The following is a 17,045-nucleotide window of genomic DNA, read 5'->3' as shown; positions in this document are numbered from 1 at the left end:
TGTGCAGGGGGCACATCCTGTGTAGGGTCCATTCGGACAATAGGGGGATTAATGGTGCATTCCGCGCCCGGCCCGCGCTCCGGCGGCGGGATCGTCAGCGTGCTCGCGGTCGCCGGCATCGTCGGCTCGCTCATGCAGACGCTGGTGGTGCCGCTCATCGGCCAGCTGCCGCGGCTGCTGCACGCGAGCGCCGCCGACACGTCATGGGTGATCACCGTGACGCTGCTGGTCGGCGCGGTCGCCACCCCCGTCATCGGCAAGCTCGGCGACCTCTACGGCAAGCGCACCATGATGCTCGTCTGCTCGGTGCCGCTCGTCGCCGGGTCGGTGGTGTGCGCGCTGTCCGGCTCCCTGATCCCCATGATCGCCGGACGCGGTCTCCAGGGGCTGGGCGTCGGCATGATCCCGCTCGGCGTCAGCGCGCTGCGCGACCTGCTGCCGCCCCAGCGGGTCGGTCCGGCCATCGCGCTGATGAGCTCGTCCATGGGCATCGGCGGCGCGCTCGGGCTGCCGATCTCGGCCGCGGTCGCCGAGTACGCCGACTGGCGGGTGCTGTTCTGGGGCTCGGCCGCGCTGAGCGTGCTGGTCGGGGTGCTGATCTGGCTGCTGGTCCCGGCCACACCCACCGCCGCCGTCCGGGGTCGGCTCGACCTGGTCGGCGCGTTCGGCCTGGGCGCGGCGCTGGTCTGCCTGCTGCTCGGCGTGTCGAAGGGCGGCGACTGGGGCTGGTCGAGCGGCACCACCCTCGGGCTGCTCGGCGGCGCGGTGCTGCTCGCCCTGCTGTGGGGGCTGTGGGAGCTGCGCGTCCGCGACCCCCTCGTGGACCTGCGCACCACCGCCCGCCCCCAGGTGCTGCTCACCAACGTGGCCTCGATCCTCGTCGGCTTCGCCATGTACGCCCAGTCGCTGGTCCTCATGCAGATCCTGCAGCTGCCCGCGGCGCTCGGCTACGGCCTGGGCCAGTCGATGCTGGCCGCCGGGCTCTGGATGGCGCCGTCCGGGCTGATGATGATGGCGGTCTCCTCGCTCGGCGCCCGGCTGTCGGCCGCCCGCGGGCCCAAGACCAGCCTGTTCGTCGGCGCGCTGGTCATCGCGGCCGGCTACGGCACCGCGCTCGGCCTGATGGGCTGGAGCTGGGGCCTGATGATCGCCGGTTGCGTCGGCAGCGCCGGGGTCGGCCTGGCGTACGGCGCGATGCCCGCCCTCATCATGGGCGCGGTCCCGAGGAGCGAGACCGCCTCCGCCAACAGCTTCAACACCCTGATGCGCTCCATCGGCACCTCGGTCTGCGCCGCCGTGATCGGCGTCGTCCTGGCCCAGCTCACCGTGACGGTCGGCGGCCACACGCTGCCCTCGGAGACCGGCTTCCGCACCGCCCTCCTGATCGGCTGCGGCGTCGCGGTGGTCGCCGCGCTGGTCACCCTCACGCTGCCGACGACCAAGACCGCCGACGCCCCGGCCCCTGTCGCCGCCGCGGCCCCCGCCACGACCCCCGCCACGACCCCTGCCCCGGCGCCGGTGGCCGGGCCCGCCCCGGCCGCCGCCGACGTCCTCGGTCCCTGGGAGGACGCGTTCCGCACGCACGACCCGGCCCCCGAGGGCCGCCACCACCCGCGGCCGGTCCAGCCGGAGGAAACGGGCGTGCTCTCCCTGGAGGAGCGGGACGAGCTGCTCTGGCTGCGCCGCGAGAACGCCGAACTGCGCCGTGAGCTGGACGTGCTCATGCGGGGCGCCGGCGTGTGGCTCAAGAACCTGGCCGACGACAAGCCGACGGGCTGACCTGCCGATCCACATGTCCGGCAAATAATGATTTGAACGAGCGAGTACTCACTCATTACGCTCGTCCGCATGACCAAGAGGCGACGGGTGCCCGCGATGGCGCCCGAAGACCGCCGTGCCGCCCTCATCGAGGCCACCGTCCCCCTGCTGCGCGCGCACGGCACCGCCGTCAGCACCCGCCAGATCGCCGAGGCCGCGGGCGTGGCCGAGGGCACGATCTTCGGCGTCTTCCCCGACAAGGCCACGCTGCTGCGCGCGGCCTTGATGAGCGCCTTCGACCCCCGTCCGGCCGAGGAAGCGCTCGCCGCCATCGGCGCCACCGCCGGGCTGCGCGCCCGGCTGCGTGAGGTGGCGGCGCTGCTGCGGGCCGGCATGAAGGCCAACGTCAACCTCTTCACCGTGCCCCGCGAGCTCATGGCCGAGGACGCCGAGTTCCGCGAGCACATGCTGGACAGCCGGGCCCGCATCACCGCCGCGATCGCCGCCCTCGTCGAGCCCGACCGCGACCATCTGCGCCGCTCGCCCATGGCCACGGCGCAACTGCTGCTCATGCTCGTCTCGGTGAGCGTCCACCGCGGTTTCGGCCTGTCCGACGACTTCGGCGACATGGACGACGAGGAGCTCGTCTCCGTCCTGCTCGACGGGCTGCTGCTGCCCTCCTACCGCACCCCCATCACAGAAAGCGTCCGTTGATGCTGCTGCGCCTGCTGCGGGTCCAGCTCAGGCCGTACGGGAAGGAGATCACCCTCGTGGTCCTCTTCCAGTTCGTGCAGACACTGGCCACGCTCTATCTCCCCACACTCAACGCCGACATCATCGACCACGGCGTCATCACCGGCGACACCGGTTACATCATGCGCGTCGGGCTGGTGATGCTCGGCGTGACGTTCGTCCAGATCGTCTGCTCGATCGTGGCCGTCTACTACGGCGCCAGGACGTCGATGGCCCTGGGCCGCGACCTGCGCGCCGCGATCTTCCACCGCGTGCAGGGCTTCTCGGCGCAGGAGGTGAACAGGTTCGGGGCGCCGTCGCTGATCACCCGGACCACCAACGACGTGCAGCAGGTGCAGCTGCTCGTGCTGATGACGTTCACGATGATGGTGGCCGCGCCGATCATGTGCGTCGGCGGCATCGTGCTGGCGCTGCGCCAGGACACCGCGCTGTCGTCGCTGCTGCTCGTCGTGCTGCCGGTGATGATCGTCATCGTCGGCCTGGTCGTCTGGCGGATGCGGCCGCTGTTCCGCACCATGCAGGAGCGCATCGACCGGATCAACCAGGTGCTGCGCGAGCAGATCACCGGCATCCGGGTCATCCGGGCGTTCGTCCGCGACCGGCACGAGCGCGAGCGCTTCGGCGTGGCCAACGACCGGCTCACCGACGTCTCGCTGCGGGTCGGCCGGCTGATGGCGCTGATGTTCCCCTCGGTCATGCTGGTCGTGAACGTCTCCAGCGTCGCCGTCATCTGGTTCGGCGGCCACCGCATCGCCGACGGCACCATGCAGGTCGGCGCGCTGACCGCGGTCATCTCCTATCTGATGCAGATCCTGATGTCGGTGATGATGGCCATGTTCATGTTCATGATGATCCCGCGCGCCGAGGTCTGCGCCGAGCGCATCGAGGACGTGCTCGGCACCGACCCGACCGTCCACCCGCCCGCGGACCCCGTCATCCCCGACGGCCACCGCGGCGAGCTGGAGCTGCGGTCGGTCGACTTCCGCTACCCGGGCGCCGAGGACCCGGTGTTGTGCGGGGTGAGCTTCGCCGCGCGGCCGGGCCGGACCACCGCGATCATCGGCAGCACCGGCAGCGGCAAGACCACGCTGCTCAACCTCGTCCCGCGGCTGTTCGACGCGACCGCCGGCGACGTGCTGGTGGACGGCGTCAACGTCCGCGACCTCGACCCGGCGGCGCTGTCCCGCGCGGTCGGCCTGGTCCCGCAGTCGCCCTACCTGTTCTCCGGCACCGTGGCCTCCAACCTGCGCTACGGCCGGCCCGGCGCCACCGACGAGGAGCTGTGGCGGGCCCTGGAGATCGCCCAGGCCCGCGAGTTCGTCGAGGCGATGCCCGGCGGCCTGGACGAGCCGATCTCCCAGGGCGGCACGAACGTCTCCGGCGGCCAGCGCCAGCGCCTGGCCATCGCCAGGACCCTCGTCCACCGGCCCGGGATCTACCTGTTCGACGACTCCTTCTCCGCCCTCGACTACGCCACCGACGCCCGCCTGCGGGCCGCCCTGGCCGAGGAGATCGCCGACGCCACGATCGTCATCGTCGCCCAGCGGGTGAACACGATCCGCGACGCCGACCTCATCCTCGTGCTCGACGAGGGGCGGGTGGTGGGCAGCGGCGACCACGCCGAGCTCATGGAGACCTGCCCGACCTACCGCGAGATCGTGCTGTCCCAGCTCACCGAACAGGAGGCCGCGGCATGACCGCCCAGGCTCCCGCGCGCCGCCCGCAGCCCGCCTTCGGGCCGGGCAGGATGATGGCCGGCCCGGCCGAGAAGGCGCTCGACTTCGGCGGCACGCTGCGCAGGCTGCTGCGCCTGCTGCGGCCCGAACGCGCGATGCTCGGCGTCGTGCTGGCGCTCGGCACGGCCAGCGTCGCGCTCACCGTCACCGGGCCCAAGATCCTCGGCCACGCCACCGACCTGATCTTCTCCGGCATCATCGGCGCCCGGCTGCCCCCCGGGCTCACCAAGGAGCAGGCCGTGGCGGGCCTGCGCGCCAAGGGCGAGGACAACTTCGCCGACATGGTCGCCTCGATGAACGTCGTGCCCGGCCAGGGCATCGACTTCACCGCCCTGGCCCACGTCCTGGGCTGGGTGCTGGCGATCTACGTGGTGGCGGCGCTGCTCGGCATCGCGCAGTTCCGGCTCACGACGACCATCGTCCAGCGGGCGGCGTCCCGGCTGCGCGAGCGGATCGAGGCCAAGCTGGGCCGGCTGCCGCTCAGCTACTTCGACGGCCAGCCGCGCGGCGAGATCCTGAGCCGCGCCACCAACGACACCGACAACATCGCCCAGACCCTCCAGCAGACCATGAGCCAGCTCATCTCCTCGGTGCTGACCGTCGTGGGCGTGCTGGTGGTGATGTTCTGGATCTCGCCGATCCTGGCGCTCATCGCCCTGGTCACGGTGCCCGTGTCGGTCTACGTCACCACCGTCGTCGGCAAGCGGTCGCAGCCGCAGTTCGTCAAGCAGTGGTCGTCCACCGGCAAGCTCAACGGCCACATCGAGGAGATGTACGGCGGCCACACCCTGGTCAAGATCTTCGGCCGCCAGCAGGAGGCCGTCGCCACCTTCGAGGAGCACAACCAGGCCCTGTACGCCTCCAGCTTCCGCGCCCAGTTCATCTCCGGGCTCATCCAGCCGGCGATGATGTTCATCGGCAACGTCAACTACGTGCTGGTCGCCGTCGTGGGCGGGTTCAAGGTGGCCTCGGGCGCGATCTCGCTGGGCGACGTGCAGGCGTTCATCCAGTACTCCCGGCAGTTCAGCCAGCCGCTGACCCAGGTGGCCGGCATGGCGAACCTCGTCCAGTCGGGCGTCGCCTCGGCCGAGCGGGTCTTCGAGCTGCTGGAGGCCCCCGAGCAGTCGGCCGAGCCGGCCGAGCCCGCCCGTCCCGCCGAGCTGCGGGGGCGCGTGGCGTTCGAGAACGTCTCCTTCCGCTACGCCCCCGACCGGCCGCTGATCGAGAACCTGTCGCTGACCGTGGAGCCCGGCCAGACCGTGGCCATCGTCGGCCCCACGGGAGCGGGCAAGACGACCCTGGTCAACCTCATCATGCGGTTCTACGAGGTGACCGGCGGCCGCATCACCCTCGACGGCGTCGACACGGCCGAGATGTCCAGGGAGGAGCTGCGCGCCGACATCGGCATGGTGCTCCAGGACACCTGGCTGTTCGGCGGCACGATCGCCGAGAACATCGGCTACGGGGCCGAGGGCGCCACCCGTGAGCGCATCGAGGCCGCCGCCCGCGCCGCCCACGTCGACCGCATCGCCCACACGCTGCCCGACGGCTACGACACGGTGATCGACGAGGAGGGCGCCACGGTCAGCGCGGGTGAGAAGCAGCTCATCACGATCGCCCGCGCGTTCCTGTCCGAGCCGGCGATCCTCATCCTGGACGAGGCCACCAGCTCGGTCGACACCCGTACCGAGGTGCTCATCCAGCGGGCGATGAGCTCGCTGCGCGAGGGCCGGACCAGCTTCGTGATCGCCCACCGTCTGTCCACGATCCGCGACGCCAGCCTCATTCTGGTCATGGAGGAGGGCCGAATCGTCGAGCAGGGCACCCACGAGGCCCTCCTGGCGGCGGACGGCGCCTACGCCCGCCTCTACTCCGCCCAGTTCGCCCAGGCCGCCGTCGAGGTGGACTGACCGCCATTCTCCCGGGCCTTCGCTTTTACGTCATTGACGGTCGGACTATCTCCTGGTCAGCGGCGTTCTGACCAAAAAGCGAAGTGCCCGGGAGGCCATTCCCGGGCACGTGCTCTCTTTCGCCTTCCGCGGTGCACGGCCCGCCACGGTGGAGGGCGGACCTCTCAGGACCGTTCCGGCTCGTAGTGCAGGCCCACCACGCCGCAGTCGAAAGCGCGCGCGCCGGCCAGGCGCAGCCGGTGGTAACCCTCGCCCGCCGGGAACAGCGGCAGCCCGGCCCCGATCGCGACCGGGTTGACGAACAGGTGCAGCTCGTCGATCAGCCCCCGCGAGATCAGCTGCCGGCCGATCGAGGCGCCGCCGGCCACCATCACGTCGCCGCCGGGCTTCGCCTTCAGCTCCTCGACGGTCTCGGCCGGGTCGCCGCCCGCCACGACGGCGTTCTTCCAGGGCGACTCGGTGAGGCTGCGGGAGATGACGACCTTCGGAGTGTTGATCATCTTGTCGATGCCCTCCTCGGTCTCGCCCGCCGGCCGCGACTCCCAGGCCGGGATGAAGCCCTCGGCCAGCTTGCGGCCCAGCACGATGGTGTCGACCGGCTCCCAGAGCGCCGCGACGTGGGCGTTGATGTCGTCGGTCCAGGGGAACGTGACCCAGTCCATCTCGCCGGCGGGGCCGCCCACGAAGCCGTCCGTGGTGATCTGGAGCTGCAGCTTGACCTTGCGCATCTGATATGTCCCTTCCGGTTTCGCTCTGTGTGGTTCCCAGCTTGCCGGAGCCTGCTTACGGTCTGCTTCCGCCGGGCTTAAGGTCGCCGGTCTTGTGGCCGCCGGTCTTATGGTCGCCGGGCGGCCCGGCGCCTGGCCGACGACCAGGACGCCGCCCACAGGATCACGCCGATCACCAGCAGGATCCCGGCGATCTCGTACTGGCCCGCCGGACGCCCGGAGGACCACGGCAGCACCAGGTAGAGGCAGGTGACCGTGCCCACCACGGGGAGCACCCGGCCCGCGTTGAAGTGCTCGGCGCCGGTGACGTCCCGGCGCAGGACGAGGACCGCCACGTTGACCGCCGCGAAGACGGCCAGCAGCAGCAGCGAGGTCGTGCCGCCCAGCAGCGCCACGACGGGGCTGTCGGGGACCAGCGAGACGAACGTGATGAGGCCGATGGCGATCACCGTGGTGAACAGGATCGCCGCGTGCGGCGTGCGCCGGGTGGCGTGGACCGCCGACAGGAACGGCGGCAGCACCCCCTGCTTGCTCATGCCGTACAGCAGCCGGCTGGCCATCAGCATGTTGATCAGCGCCGAGTTCGCGACGGCGAACATCGAGATGAACGGCAGCAGCGAGGCGATCGGCACGCCGGGAGCCGCCGTCTGCACCACCGTGACCAGCGGCGTCTCGCTGGCGGCCAGCTGCCCGACCGGGACGACGGCGACCGCGCAGATCGACACGAGCACGTAGATCACCCCGGTGATGCCGATGCCGGCGAACATCATGCGCGGGAAGATCCGGGTCGGGTTCTTGGTCTCCTCGGCCATGTTGACGGAGTCCTCGAACCCGACCATGGCGAAGAAGGCCAGCGACGTCGCGGCGCTGACCGCCAGGAACACGCCCTTGTCGGAGGGCGTCTCGAAGGCGACGACGCGGGAGAAGTCGGCGTGGCCGCCGGAGATGAAGTACCCGCTGAGCACGATGACCATCAGCAGCCCCGACAGCTCGACCGCGGTGAGCACGACGTTGAGCTTGACGCTCTCGCCGACGCCGCGCAGGTTGACGGCCAGGATCAGCAGCATGAACCCCACGGCGATCAGCAGGATGACGCCGTTGCCCGCGTCGAGGCCGAACCCGGTGGCGAGGTTGGCGGCGAAGGCCCGCGAGGCCGCCGACGCCGACGTGATGCCCGAGCACATCACCGCGAAGCACACCAGGAACGTCAGCGCGTGCTTGCCGAACGCCTTGTGCACGTAGAGGGCGGCGCCCGCGGCCTCCGGATACTTGGTCACCAGCTCCAGGTAGGAGCAGGCGGTGATCAGCGCGACGACGAAGGCGATCGTGAAGGGCAGCCAGGCCGCGCCGCCCACCTCGCCGGCGACCTGGCCGGTCAGGGCGTAGATGCCGGTGCCGAGGATGTCGCCGACGATGAACAGCAGCAACAGGCCGGGGCCCATCACCCGCTTCAGGCTGGGCTGGCCGCTGCCGGCCTCGGGCGGGCTGGGGGGACTGATCTGAGCCATGGGGGTGGTCCTTCTCGTCCGTGAGGATGACGGCTACGTCAGGTGCGCGGGCGACGGCGAGGCCCGGCCGGTCGCCGCGCGCCGCCGCGACCACGTGATCTCGACCGTCATCCTGACACTGTACGATCCCGGCTTGTCATCCGTGAACAGGCCGTCACGCTGAGCATCCGCCCCGGCACGGGGGAACCGGGTGCGGGGGTAAGGGTTGCAAGTCGGGAGCAATCCCTGCGCAAGGGGCGGGTCCTAACGTCGGGGCGTGTGCAGACGACTGGTTCTCGGCGGCGCCGTCCTCGCGGCGACCGCCACGCTGACGCTCGGCCTTCCCGCCGCCCCCGCGCTCGCCACCGCGCCCGCGCTCGCCACCGCCCCTACGCTCGCCGCCGCGCCCGCCCCCGGCAAGGTGGCGGGCGAGTTGTTCCGCGCGTGGCTGGCCGGTGACCGCGCCGCCGCGGCCGGGGTCGCCACCCCCGCCGCGGTGCGCACGATCTTCGGTTACGCCTACCGCGCGCCCGACCGCTTCGACGGCTGCTCGCGCGGCGTGTGCCGGTACGTGCACACCAGCGTGCGCGTGCCCGGCGGCCTCAACGGCATCGCGATGGCCGTGACCGGCTCCAAGGTCACCAAGGTCTACCTGTCCCGGCACGTCGTGCGACCGTCCGCCGCGGCCGGGCACCTGTTCGCCGCCTGGAAGCGCGGCGACCGGTACGCCGCCCTGGAGGTCGGCGCCGAGGACGCGGTGCGGACGCTGTTCCGGGTCAGGTACGACCCGCGCGGCGTCACCCACCACTTCCAGGGCTGCGCCAAGGAGCCGAAGGGCTACGCGTGCGCCTGGTCCTACGAGGGCGGCGCGATGTTCATGCACGTCCGCGGCTCCACGGCGAGGGGCTACGACGTCCGGTCGATCACGTACACGGCCGACTGACGGTCAGCCGCCGGCCAGGTCGTTCGCGGCCACGTAGCCGAAGGTCATGGCCGGTCCGATGGTCGAGCCCGAGCCGGCGTAGCTGTGGCCCATGACGGCGCCGCTGGCGTTCCCGGCGGCGTACAGGCCGGGGATCACCGAGCCGTCGGCGCGCAGGACGCGGGCGCGGGCGTCGGTGCGCAGCCCGCCCTTGGTGCCCAGGTCACCAGGGACGATCTTGAAAGCGTAGAACGGCGGCAGCCAGAGCGGCGCCAGGCACGGGTTCGGCCGGACGTACGGGTCGGCGTAGTAGTGGTCGTAGGCGCTGTCGCCGCGGTGGAAGTCGGCGTCCCGCCCGGCCAGGGCGAACCCGTTGAAGCGGGTGACCGTGGCGCGCAGGGCGGCCTCCGGCACTCCGATCTTGCGGGCGAGCTGCTCGATCGTCGGGGCTCTGAACAGGGCGCCGCTGTCGTACCAGGAGTCGGGGAAGGGCAGCAGCGGCGCGATGTCCTTGAACAGGTACTTGTTGCGGTACTGCTGGTCGATGATCAGCCAGGCGGGGATGTGCGGGTCGGACGGGGTGTTGCGGTCGTACATGACGTGCACGACGTCGCTGTAGGGCGCGGCCTCGTTGACGAAGCGCCGGCCGGCGCCGTTGACGATGACGCAGCCCGGCAGGGTCCGCTCGGCCAGGCAGAAGTACGGCTCGCCGGGCAGCGGGATCACCGGCCCCCACCAGGCGTCGTCCATCAGGTCCAGCGCGCCGCCGGCCTGCTCGCCGGCCTCGATGCCGTCGCCGGTGTTCTCCTTGGCGCCGACGGTCCAGCTCGTCCCGATGGGCTGGCGCTGGAACTCGGCCCGCATCGCCGCGCTGTGCTCGAACCCGCCCGATGCGACGATCACCCCGCGCCTGCCCCTGACCACCCCGGCCGGGGTGACCACGCCCGCGGCCCGGCCGCCCTCGACGTGCAGGCCGAGCAGCGGGGTGTTCAGCCACACCGGCACCCCGGCGGCCAGCAGCCCGGCGCGCAGCCCGGCGGCCAGCGCCTGGCCCATCGTCAGCGGCTTCTCGCCGCGTAACGCCGCCTGCGTGCCCCGCAGCAGGCACGCCGCCGACACCTCCGCGCCCTTGGGGTTGACCAGGGCGAGCGTCAGCCACTTGTAGTCGGCGCTGAAGACGACCATGCCCGCCGGGGTCGCCATGTACGGCGGGTTGAGCCGGGCCAGCTCCGGGCCGAGGAGGTTGCCGTCGAACTGGTCGGGCTCGATGGAACGCCCGCCCGGCATCCCGCCGGGGAACTCCGGGTAGTAGTCGGAGTACCCCTCCATGAACCGGAAGCGCAGTGGGCTGTTGCGCGTCACGAACGAGATCATCTGCGGCCCCGCGTTCAGGAACGCCTGCTGCCGCGCGGCCGGGACGGTGTCGCCCACCACGCGGGCCAGGTACGCGGCGGCCTTGGCGGGCGTGTCGGGCACCCCGGCGGCCAGGATCACCTCGTTGCACGGGATCCAGATGCCCGCGCCCGACCGCGCCGCCGACCCGCCGAACGTCGGCGCCTTCTCCAGCACGACGGTGCTCAGGCCGCGCTTGGCGGCGGTGAGGGCGGCGGTCATCCCGGCGGCCCCGGAGCCGACCACCACCACGTCGTAGTCGGCCTCGGCGTAGGCCGGGTCCTGGCCGAGCGCCGCGCCGGTGACCAGGATCCCGCCCGCGACGAGCAGGGTACGGCGGCTGCGCCCGCGGGGGGTGAGGTCGTCGGAGGCCGGTGAGGCTGGTCGCATCGATGATCCCTTCGACAGGGGAGAGCCGGTCGGCCCCCTCGCCGAAACGAGCATGCGCTTGGTTGGTTACCCTGTCAACGGGCCCGCCGCACGGCCAGATCCTTGACGTGGCCCGACGTGGCGGTCGCCGTCAGGGCGGTGGCGAACAGGATGAGCTGGTTGAGCACCTTCAGGAACAGCAGCATGCCCGCCGCGCCCGCGACCACCCGGTAAGCGGGATTGGCCGCGGTGAGGTTGACGTAGACCTGGCCGATCGTCTTGAGGATCTCCAGCCCGGCGGTGATCACCAGCGCCGGGCCGATCACGCGGCGCAGCGGCACCCGCAGCCGCGGCGGCGCGGTCAGCAGCGCCATGGCCAGCAGCGTGTTCACGCCGAGGCCGAGCACGATCCCGGCCGCGGTGAGCACCCACTGGGCCGGAAGGGCCTCGACGCCCACGGTGAGCACGGCCAGCCAGGTCAGCAGCCGTTCGGCGGCGAAGGCGACGGCGAGCGACAGGGCGAGCAGCATCCCGAGCCCGGCCATCACGCCCAGGTCGATGAGCTGGCGCAGGAGGAAACGCCCCGGATACTCCTCCAGCCCCCAGATCGCCCGGGTGGCCGAGCGCAGGGTGTCCATCCAGAACAGCCCGGTCATCGGCAGCGCGACGAAGGCCACCGCGCCGGCCGTGCCCCCGGCCTCCCGTAATGCCTGGACGTCGAGGCGCGGGAAGTTCTCGCTCAGGTAGTGCTGGACCGTGGCGAGGACCGTCGGGTCGTCCATGACGTGGCCGAGGATGCCGAACGCCAGCAGGGCCAGGGCGAAGGTGGCGAAGAAGGAGTAGTAGGTGAGGGCCGCCGACAGCCGGCCGCCGTCGGCCTTGTCGTAGCGCAGCACGGCGCGGGACAGGTGGTCGAGCCAGCCGTGCCGGTCGCGGGCCCGCCGCCAGGCCGCCGCCGGGCCCTTGTCCGGTCCGGTGGCGTTCATGGTGCGCGGGTCCCTTCGCTCTCCGTCCCGGTGGCCGTACGCCGCCGGGTGCTCACCGTACCGCCATGAGCGGATCGGCAGGGCGGCGGCCCGCGCGCCGCCGTACGGCCTGCCGGTACCCTCCGGCAGGTGATCACGTATCGTCCCACGGCCCGCGTCGTCCTCGCCGAGCCCGCCGGCCGCGTCCTGATGTTCGGTTTCGTCCCGCCCGACCCGTGGCCCGCCGAGCCCGCCTGGCACCTGCCCGGCGGCGCGGTCGAGCCGGGGGAGACGGTGGCGGAGGCGGCCTGCCGGGAGGTGCGGGAGGAGACCGGGTTCGTGCTCGCCGCCGCGGACCTGGGCGGGCCGGTGGCCGTCAACGCGGGGGAGTGGTCGGTGCGGGGACACCGGTTCCACACCGTGCACACGTACTTCTTCGCCCGGGTCCCCGGCATGGAGCTGCCCGAGCCCGCCGACGACGGGCTCGGGCATCGCTGGTGGAGCGCGGGCGAGCTCAGCCGGGCCACCGAGCGGGTCTTCCCGCCGGGGCTGGCCGGGCTGGTCGAGGGGCTGCTCGAAGGCGTACGCCCAGACTCGCCCGTCACGCTGGACTGGTGACCGCGCCGGGAAGGTCAGCGGATCCCGCCCGGCGGGTGACCGCGGCCGCCGGGTGGGCGGCCGCGGTCGGCGGGGTCAGCGGAGGTCGAAGGCGCGCAGGGTGGTCTGCCTGAGGCGGTTGCCCGCCGCGTCCCACGCCTCCACCTTCAGGCTCACCGCGCCCTTGGTGGCGCGGTGGGCCGGGTACTTCGCGCCGGCGGTGTAGACACCGTCCCGGCCCCGCCTGAGGTCGGCGGGCTGCCAGGTGGCGCCGTCGTCGGTGCTGGTCCACAGCCGCACGCCCGCGATCGCCGGCATCTTCGCCGCCGACGGCCCGTGGTAGGCCTCCAGCTCGAACGTGTGCCTGCGCCCGGCCGCCACCGTGTTGCCGGCGGACAGGGTGTCACCGAGGTCGTAGCTGACGTAGACCGCGGGGGTGGTGCGGCACTGCTCGACCAGCCCGTCGACGAACCAGGCGTAGCAGTTGGCGCCCGGCCTGAGCTGCTCCTTGGCCGGCGGCGCGGTGAACGTCCACTCGATGTCCGACAGGGCGTTCCTGGCCGTCAGCCGGTAGGTGCCCGGCTCCTTGGGCAGCGGGTAGCGCGGCAGCGTGTCGAAGCCCGGCAGGGGGGCGTTCGGCAGCTCCTTGCCGTCGCGGTACAGGTGCAGCTCGTACTGGGGCACCAGGTCGCCGAACGCGACGCCGTCGTCACGCCGGTCCCCGACCCCGTTGACCATCGACGGCGTCACCCACAGGTTGCCGTCGTGCACGCAGATCGCGCACGGCACGCCGATCACGAGCTGCCTGAGCGGGGGCGCGTCCGCGGGGCCGCCGAGCGCGTACAGCTTGTCGGAGGCCGTCGAGGCGCCCGGCGTGCTCGGGGTGGCGAACCACTTCTGGACGGTGGTGCCCGGCCGGTCGAACACCTCGTGCCGGTAGCGGGTCTCCTGGACCTCCTCGCCCGGCGCGGACGTGACCAGCGCGGACAGGCCCGCCTCGCTCACGACCTTGGGGTCGAGCGGCCAGATCCACTGCGTCCTGCGCTCGGGCAGCGGGGCCGACCACTGCAGGATGTTGGTGTTGGTCGTGGTGTACGAGATGTCGTCGGTCCGCCACGAGGCCCGCCAGTTCATGTACTTCGTGTACGGCCCGGCGTGCACGTCGAGGTCGACCCGGTGGAGCTGGCGCTCGGTCACCTCGTACCGCATCGAGTCGGGGACGCGCCCGTCCACGGACGGGCGGAACACGTACGAGTACGGCGTGTTCGGCGTGCCCTCGACCCGGACGGTCACCCCGCCCCGGCCGGCCTCCTCGCGGATCTTCAGGCCCTCGGCGTTGGAGACGTAGGCGACGGGGATGTTGACCGGCTGGAACGGGCCGCTGAACGGCTTCTGCGAGATGGGCAGCGGGATCGGGCAGGTGGCCGCCTTCTCGTTGAAGGCCAGGACGCCGGCGGCGCCCGCGTCCCTGATCGGGCCCACCCGCTCGATCTGCAGGCCGCACGCCACCCCGAAGATGCCCTCGGCGGGCTCGGCGTCGATCAGCACGAGCGCGCCGCGCAGGTCCTTGCCCGCGAGGTCCTCGGGACGGCCCTTGCCGGCGTCGACCACCCGCAGGTCCTTGGTGCCCTCGAACGGGACGTAGCCCGGGTGGATCTCGCCGGAGTCGATCGTGTGGACCCGGGAGACCGGGTGCAGGGTCGTGCGCCTCGGCGTGCGCATGGTCATGGTGACCTCGGGCACGCCCAGCTCCCACTGGCCGGCGAAGCGGAAGCCGCCCTTGGTGACCTTCTTCGTCGGCAGCGCCCACACCTTCTCCCAGCCGCCGAGCGGGCGACCGGACAGCAGCGTGCCGCCGAAGACCTTGCCGTTGGGCAGGGAGCGCTGGAAGAAGACGTCGTAGGTGTTGTTCAGCGGCTGCGCGGTCTTCGGCGCGCGGAAGCTGACCTCGGTGGCCTTGCGGGCGTCGAGGGTGATCTCCATGTCGCCGGTGACGGTCAGCTCGGGCTCGAACAGCCAGGCCCGGTTGGCGCGGTCGTCGGCGTCCACCCAGTCGAGCACCTGCAGCAGGCTGACGGTGCCGGCCGGGACGCGGCTCACCACCAGGCCCACGTCGTCGATGCGGTTGGGGCCGAGCTCGCCCTTGTTGCCGTCGACGTCCAGGACGCTCATGGCCGACGGGGTGCGCGGCCTGCCGTCCCGGTCGATGGTGCGGATGGTCAGGTCGTACTTGGGGACGTCCCGCACCGCGCCGAGCGGCGTGCTGAGCCGGACGCCGTCCGCCTCGGCCGTCACGGCCCCGCTGTAGAGGCCGACGGGCAGCTCGGCCGGGTCGAGGGTGACGGTGGTGGCGGCGGTGCCGCCGGCGGGGACGGTCAGCGTCGCGTCGGCGAGGACCGGCCTGGCGGCGCCCATCGCCGCCTTCAGCGTGAGCGTGACGGGCTGGTCGCCCAGGTTGCGGTAGGAGATCTCGCCGGTCTTCGCCGCGCTGCCGGTCTCCAGCAGGCCGAAGTCCACGCCGCCGCTCGTCGCGAACACCTGCTGCCGGGTCGCGCGGTCCAGGTCCACCCGGCCGGCGCCCTGCTCGTAGACGGTGAAGCCGTCGTCCGTGGAGGTGGACATCAGGGCGGACTTGAGCTGCTGGGCCGTCCAGTCCGGGTGCCGCTGCGCCATGATCGCGACCGCGCCGGCCACGTGCGGCGTGGCCATGGAGGTGCCGGAGGCGCCGGTGTAGTGGTCGTCCACCGGGGAGCCCATGGCGGTGCCGGCCGCCCGCGCGGCCACGATGTCCACGCCGGGCGCGGCGATGTCGGGCTTGAGCCCGCCGCCAGGGCGCGGCCCGCGGCTGGAGAACGCGGCGAGCTTGTCGCTCTTGTCCACCGCGGCCACGGTCAGCGCGGCGTCGGCCGCGCCGGGCATGCTGATCGTCTCGGCCTCGTACAGGTTGCCCGCGGCGACCACGAACAGCGTGCCGGTCTCGGCGGTCAGGTCGTTCACGGCCTGGCTGAGCGGGTCGGTGCCGTCGCTGGGCGGGCCGCCGAGGCTCATGCTGACGGCCTTGGCGCCGCTGCGCGCGGCCCACTCCATGCCCTCGATGATCCACGACTCCTGGCCGGAGCCGGTGTTGTCGAGCACCTTGCCGACGACGAGCTGCGCGCCCGGGGCGACGCCCTTGAACTTGCCGCCCGAGGCCGCGCCGGTGCCGGCGATGGTCGAGGCGACGTGGGTGCCGTGCCCGTGCCCGTCCTGGACGGGCTGGTCGGGGACGAACGACTTGCTGTCGGCGATCCTGCCGGCCAGGTCGGGGTGGCCGGTGTCGGCGCCGGTGTCCAGGACGGCGATCTTCACGCCGGTCCCGTCCTGGCCGCGTTCCCATGCCTTGGGGGCGCCGATCTGCGGGACGCTCACGTCCAGGTCGGCCTTGACCTTGGCGTCCAGCCACAGCTTGGCGATGCCGCCGCGCAGCGTGCCGGGCGACTTGGCCAGGCCCTCGCCGGCGGGCCGGCCGCCGCGCACGGCCTCCCAGAACGCGCCCGCCTCGGCCTTGGTGACGTCGAGGGCGGAGGCGTGGATGCTCTCCAGCGTCCGGGTGGGCTCGCTGGCGGGGACGGCGGCGGCCGAGCGCTTGACCGCGGCCTCCGGCTGGTCGCCCGGGTACTGCACGATGACCGGCAGCCGCTTGGCCACCTCGTCGGAGTAGCCGTTCTCGGCCAGGTACTTGACGTCGAACAGCCGCCTGTCCACCAGGCCCGCCTGGACGGCCGAGACCGCGTCGTCCGGCAGCACGAAGACGCCGTCCGGGGTGAACTGGGTGAACAGGTTGATGCGGCGGCCGTCCTGGCGGGTGCCGGGGGCCGGCTCGACGCGGTACCGGCCGGTGGCGGACCGGGTGAGCTGGACCTTGTCACCCGTGATCAGCGTGACGACGACCTTCTGGGCGCGCACCCCGGACAGGGCGACGTCCTTGGCGGGCTGCGCGGGCGCTGTGGGCGCTGTGGGCGCTGCGGGAGCGGCGGGGGCGCCGGGTGCGGGGGTGTCCGGTGTCGCGGCGGTCGCCGGTCCGGCGGTCAGCACGCCGGCGAGCGCGGTGACCGCGGTCAGCAGGACGCCTGTCCGGCGCGCCAGCGGGGGGCGGGGCAGTGCCATGGTGGCCTTTCTGGCGGGGGAGGGGTTCGGACGGCGGCGGCGGGCTCATGGCCCGGAAGGAGGAACCGTCCGTGAGGGTGTGGACGGGGGCATGACCGTCCGGGAAGGGCGGGGTTCCGTGACCGTCCGGAAGGGTCAGACGGGTTCGAAGCCGTCCGGTGGGCGGGGGGGCTCCGGGGTCTCCTCGTGCGGGGAGGGGACGTCGGGGGCCGGGTCGTCCGGGTCCGGCCGGTCGGGGTCTTGGATGGTGTCGGACATGCCGAAAGTGTCGCGGCAGACGTA

12 protein-coding genes are annotated in these 17,045 nt (G+C 72.4%); 6 read left to right on the top strand and 6 right to left on the bottom strand.

Features of this window, described 5'->3' with window-relative positions; translation table 11 throughout:
- Positions 1-51 precede the first annotated feature (51 nt).
- The 4 genes from AB0C33_RS41250 (at position 52) to AB0C33_RS41235 (ending at position 6,157) form a co-directional block, all read left to right on the top strand.
- Entirely contained in the window at positions 52-1,779 is a 1,728-nt protein-coding gene (locus AB0C33_RS41250; RefSeq protein WP_358298323.1) for an MFS transporter, read from the top strand.
- Between the two features lie 69 nt (positions 1,780-1,848).
- Complete coding sequence (locus tag AB0C33_RS41245) at positions 1,849-2,472, top strand: helix-turn-helix domain-containing protein (protein ID WP_358298322.1); 624 nt, start codon at positions 1,849-1,851, stop codon at positions 2,470-2,472.
- A complete protein-coding gene (locus AB0C33_RS41240; RefSeq protein WP_358298320.1) occupies positions 2,472-4,208 on the top strand; it encodes an ABC transporter ATP-binding protein in 1,737 nt (578 codons plus the stop codon). Before AB0C33_RS41245 ends, AB0C33_RS41240 begins: the two co-directional genes overlap by 1 nt.
- On the top strand, positions 4,205-6,157 hold the full coding sequence (locus AB0C33_RS41235; RefSeq protein WP_358298318.1) for an ABC transporter ATP-binding protein: 1,953 nt from the start codon (positions 4,205-4,207) through the stop codon (positions 6,155-6,157). The genes AB0C33_RS41240 and AB0C33_RS41235 overlap by 4 nt, the downstream gene beginning before the upstream one ends.
- A gap of 164 nt (positions 6,158-6,321) precedes the next feature.
- Here AB0C33_RS41235 and AB0C33_RS41230 read toward each other — a convergent pair whose 3' ends face one another.
- On the bottom strand, positions 6,322-6,885 hold the full coding sequence (locus AB0C33_RS41230) for a dihydrofolate reductase family protein (protein WP_358298316.1): 564 nt from the start codon (positions 6,883-6,885) through the stop codon (positions 6,322-6,324).
- A gap of 107 nt (positions 6,886-6,992) precedes the next feature.
- Positions 6,993-8,393: an APC family permease gene (locus AB0C33_RS41225; RefSeq protein ID WP_358298314.1), complete on the bottom strand. Its 1,401-nt coding sequence runs from the start codon at positions 8,391-8,393 to the stop codon at positions 6,993-6,995.
- A 256-nt stretch (positions 8,394-8,649) separates the two neighbouring features.
- Here AB0C33_RS41225 and AB0C33_RS41220 point away from each other — a divergent pair, with 256 nt between their 5' ends.
- Entirely contained in the window at positions 8,650-9,315 is a 666-nt protein-coding gene (locus AB0C33_RS41220) for a hypothetical protein (protein ID WP_358298312.1), read from the top strand.
- Between the two features lie 3 nt (positions 9,316-9,318).
- Here the strand turns inward: AB0C33_RS41220 and kstD are convergent, their stop codons facing one another.
- Both kstD and AB0C33_RS41210 read right to left on the bottom strand, forming a co-directional pair.
- A complete protein-coding gene (gene kstD, locus AB0C33_RS41215; protein WP_358298310.1) occupies positions 9,319-11,076 on the bottom strand; it encodes a 3-oxosteroid 1-dehydrogenase in 1,758 nt (585 codons plus the stop codon).
- A 74-nt stretch (positions 11,077-11,150) separates the two neighbouring features.
- On the bottom strand, positions 11,151-12,041 hold the full coding sequence (locus tag AB0C33_RS41210) for a YihY/virulence factor BrkB family protein (protein ID WP_358298309.1): 891 nt from the start codon (positions 12,039-12,041) through the stop codon (positions 11,151-11,153).
- Between the two features lie 129 nt (positions 12,042-12,170).
- Here AB0C33_RS41210 and AB0C33_RS41205 point away from each other — a divergent pair, with 129 nt between their 5' ends.
- The gene (locus AB0C33_RS41205; protein WP_358298307.1) at positions 12,171-12,638 is read left to right on the top strand and encodes an NUDIX domain-containing protein; all 468 of its coding nucleotides are present in this window, start codon (positions 12,171-12,173) and stop codon (positions 12,636-12,638) included.
- Between the two features lie 75 nt (positions 12,639-12,713).
- On the opposite strand, the gene AB0C33_RS41200 is transcribed toward AB0C33_RS41205, so the two are convergent.
- On the bottom strand, positions 12,714-16,763 hold the full coding sequence (locus AB0C33_RS41200) for a S8 family serine peptidase (protein WP_358298305.1): 4,050 nt from the start codon (positions 16,761-16,763) through the stop codon (positions 12,714-12,716).
- Between the two features lie 135 nt (positions 16,764-16,898).
- A complete protein-coding gene (locus AB0C33_RS41195) occupies positions 16,899-17,021 on the bottom strand; it encodes a hypothetical protein (RefSeq protein WP_357978876.1) in 123 nt (40 codons plus the stop codon).
- Positions 17,022-17,045 lie beyond the last annotated feature (24 nt).

The organism is Nonomuraea sp. NPDC048881, from assembly GCF_040649795.1.
Taxonomy (GTDB): domain Bacteria; phylum Actinomycetota; class Actinomycetes; order Streptosporangiales; family Streptosporangiaceae; genus Nonomuraea.
The sequence above is the reverse complement of the archived record's forward strand: the minus strand, read 5'-3'. Positions and strand labels throughout refer to the sequence as shown.

Excerpts from the sequence above, each read along its gene's own strand:
- AB0C33_RS41250 (WP_358298323.1), top strand. The coding sequence starts at position 52 with ATGGTGCATTCCGCGCCCGGCCCGCGCTCCGGCGGCGGGATCGTCAGC.
- AB0C33_RS41245 (WP_358298322.1), top strand. The coding sequence starts at position 1,849 with ATGACCAAGAGGCGACGGGTGCCCGCGATGGCGCCCGAAGACCGCCGT.
- AB0C33_RS41240 (WP_358298320.1), top strand. The coding sequence starts at position 2,472 with ATGCTGCTGCGCCTGCTGCGGGTCCAGCTCAGGCCGTACGGGAAGGAG.
- AB0C33_RS41235 (WP_358298318.1), top strand. The coding sequence starts at position 4,205 with ATGACCGCCCAGGCTCCCGCGCGCCGCCCGCAGCCCGCCTTCGGGCCG.
- AB0C33_RS41230 (WP_358298316.1), bottom strand. The coding sequence starts at position 6,885 with ATGCGCAAGGTCAAGCTGCAGCTCCAGATCACCACGGACGGCTTCGTG.
- AB0C33_RS41225 (WP_358298314.1), bottom strand. The coding sequence starts at position 8,393 with ATGGCTCAGATCAGTCCCCCCAGCCCGCCCGAGGCCGGCAGCGGCCAG.
- kstD (WP_358298310.1), bottom strand. The coding sequence starts at position 11,076 with ATGCGACCAGCCTCACCGGCCTCCGACGACCTCACCCCCCGCGGGCGC.
- AB0C33_RS41210 (WP_358298309.1), bottom strand. The coding sequence starts at position 12,041 with ATGAACGCCACCGGACCGGACAAGGGCCCGGCGGCGGCCTGGCGGCGG.
- AB0C33_RS41200 (WP_358298305.1), bottom strand. The coding sequence starts at position 16,763 with ATGGCACTGCCCCGCCCCCCGCTGGCGCGCCGGACAGGCGTCCTGCTG.
- AB0C33_RS41195 (WP_357978876.1), bottom strand. The coding sequence starts at position 17,021 with ATGTCCGACACCATCCAAGACCCCGACCGGCCGGACCCGGACGACCCG.